Genomic DNA, 2,757 nt, shown 5'->3' on the forward strand with positions numbered 1-2,757 from the left:
GGACGGCGAGTTGGTCGTCGACAGCCGTCGGGAGTCCCCCGAGGAGCGCCTCGTCGTGACGTTCTCGACCGTCGACCACGTCGCCGCCTACGACCTCACCGACCCCGAGGAACTGACCGTCGAGGGGACAGAAGACGACCTGCGCGACCGCATCCTCGAGGACCCATCGCTGGTCGAACCCGGACTGGTCCCGCTGGCGACCGAACGACAGACCAGCGCCGGTGCCGTCGACGTCTTCGCCGAGGACGACGACGGCCGGACGGTCGTTCTGGAGTTGAAACGCCGGCGGGTCGGCCCGGACGCCGTCGGCCAACTCCGGCGGTACGTCGACGCCCTCGACCGTGACCTCCACGCCGAGGCCGGCGTCCGCGGCATCCTCGTCGCGCCCTCGGTGACCGACCGCGCCCGCCGGATGCTGGCCGAACAGGGTTTGGAGTTCGTTTCGCTGGAGCCGTAGCGCACAACACCTTTCATCGGGCCGCTCTACCTTCCGGCAGTGACGGACTTTCCGCTCGAACGCTATCTGAACACGCACAGCGCCTACGGAGCCAGTTTCGGCCCCGATGGAACCCTCGCCTTCCTGCTGGATACGACCGGTGCCGCACAGGTCTGGACGCTGGAGGGTCCCCGCGCGTGGCCCCGACAGCGGACCTTCGGCGACGAACCGGTCGGCTTCGTCTCCTTCTCGCCCGAACGCCCGGAGATGGTCTTCAGCAAGGACGACGGCGGCGACGAACGCGCACAGCTGTTCCGCATCGACGATACGGGCCACGTCCACGAACTGACGGGGATGCCCGACGCCAAACACCACTGGGGCGGCTGGAGCCACGACGGCGACCGCGTCGCCTTCACCTCCAACCGCCGCGACGAGGAGGTGTTCGACGTCTACGTTCAGGGTCGCGCCGACTCGGGCGAGGACGCCCGCCTCGTCCGGGAGGGCGACGGCTGGCTCTCCCTTGGGGGCTGGAGCCCCGACGACACGCGATTGCTCCTCTCGGAGGCTCACTCGAACTTCGATCAGGACCTCTACGTGCTTGACGTCGACAGCGGCGAGCGCACCCACATCACGCCCCACGAGGGCTCGGTCCGTCACCGCAGCGCCGACTGGGGGCCCGACGGCGAGAGCGTCTACTGCGTCTCGGATATGGACACCGATACGCTGGAGTTGGTCCGTATCGACGTCGACAGCGGTAACCGAGAAACAGTCGAGACGGGCGGGGAGTGGAACGTCGGCGGCGTCGCACTGGATACCGACACCGGCCGCGTCGTCTACTCCCGGAACGTCGACGGCTACACCGACCTGACCGTCGGAGAACTGGCCGGCCCGACGACCATCGAGACGTACCCCGACCCGGACCTGCCGGGCGGCATCTCCGGCGGCGTCTCGTGGGGTCCCGAGGCCGAGCGTTTCGCCGTCACGACCACCGGCCGCACGGAGAACACGAACGTCTTCGTCGTCGAGACGACCACCGGCGAGAGCGAGCGCTGGACCGACGCCGGGACGGCGGGTATCCCCCGGGAGTCGTTCGTCGCCCCCGAGTTGATCCGCTACGAGAGTTTCGACGGCCGTGCGATTCCGGCCTTCTTTTCGTTGCCGCCGGAGGTGCCCGACGGCGGCGCGCCGACTATCGTCGACATCCACGGCGGCCCCGAGAGCCAGCGCCGGCCCTCCTTCTCGGGGCTCACCCAGTACTTCCTCTCGCGGGGCTACGCCGTCTTCGAACCGAACGTCCGGGGTTCTTCTGGCTACGGGAAGGCCTACACGCATCTGGACGACGTCGAGAAGCGGATGGACTCGGTGAAAGATATCCGGGCGGCCGTCGACTGGTTGGCCGACCACGATGCCGTCGACGCGGACCGCCTCGTCGCCAAGGGCGGCTCCTACGGCGGGTTTATGGTGCTGTCGGCGATGACGGAGTACCCCGAGTTGTGGGCGGCCGGCGTCGACGTCGTCGGCATCGCCAACTTCGTCACCTTTCTGGAGAACACCGGCTCCTGGCGGCGGCAACTCAGGGAGGCCGAGTACGGGTCGCTCGAGGAAGACCGGGAGTTCCTCGAATCCATCAGCCCGCTCAATCACGCCGAGAACATCGCCGCGCCGCTGTTCGTCATCCACGGCGCGAACGACCCGCGGGTCCCCCTCGGTGAGGCCGAGCAGATAGTCGAGGCGGTCCGCGAGCGCGACATCCCGGTCGAACTCCGGGTGTACGACGACGAGGGCCACGGCCTGAGCAAGCGCGAGAATCGCATCGACGCCTACACCGACGTGGTGGCGTTCCTCGACGACCACGTTTGAGCATAGCTTCCGAACCTGAAGCCCTTCATACAGGCTTTTTATTTTACACCCCCGAGTCCCTGATGCGATGTCTTCGACCGCCCCGCACGGCACGGACGCGATGGGTGGCGCGTTCGTCCGTTCGTGCCCTCCAGACAGCACCGAGCGACAGATACCCGCTGACGAGGGGGTGGGGAGATGAACACCCGTCGCCTCCTCGTGCTCGTAGCCGTCGTCGGGATGGTCGCGCTGGCCGGGTGTTCGACCGGCGACACGACGACGACGGCCGCGGACACACCGACCGACACGGCGACGCCCGAGGCCGACGAGACCGCTGACACCGACACCCCCCGCCGCGACGCCGGTACGGGTAGTGCGAGCAACGGCACGGAGGCCGGTGACACGGAGCAACGGGTACAGAGACCGGTGCACGAGCAACGGTACAGAGACCGGTGACACGGAGCAACGGTACACAGACCGGT

At 68.0% G+C, this 2,757-nt stretch carries 3 protein-coding genes; all 3 read left to right on the plus strand.

Annotated features, from left to right (window positions below):
- Positions 1 to 457 (plus strand): endonuclease NucS domain-containing protein (locus GJ629_RS15300; RefSeq protein ID WP_157513784.1); only part of this gene is annotated, 457 nt, incomplete at its 5' end.
- A 39-nt stretch (positions 458 to 496) separates the two neighbouring features.
- A complete protein-coding gene (locus tag GJ629_RS15305) occupies positions 497 to 2,296 on the plus strand; it encodes a prolyl oligopeptidase family serine peptidase (protein ID WP_370515935.1) in 1,800 nt (599 codons plus the stop codon).
- Positions 2,297 to 2,473: 177 nt separating this feature from the next.
- Complete coding sequence (locus tag GJ629_RS15310) at positions 2,474 to 2,731, plus strand: hypothetical protein (protein WP_157513785.1); 258 nt, start codon at positions 2,474 to 2,476, stop codon at positions 2,729 to 2,731.
- Positions 2,732 to 2,757 lie beyond the last annotated feature (26 nt).

The sequence above is a fragment of the Halapricum sp. CBA1109 genome (assembly GCF_009741825.1).
Lineage (GTDB): Archaea > Halobacteriota > Halobacteria > Halobacteriales > Haloarculaceae > Halapricum.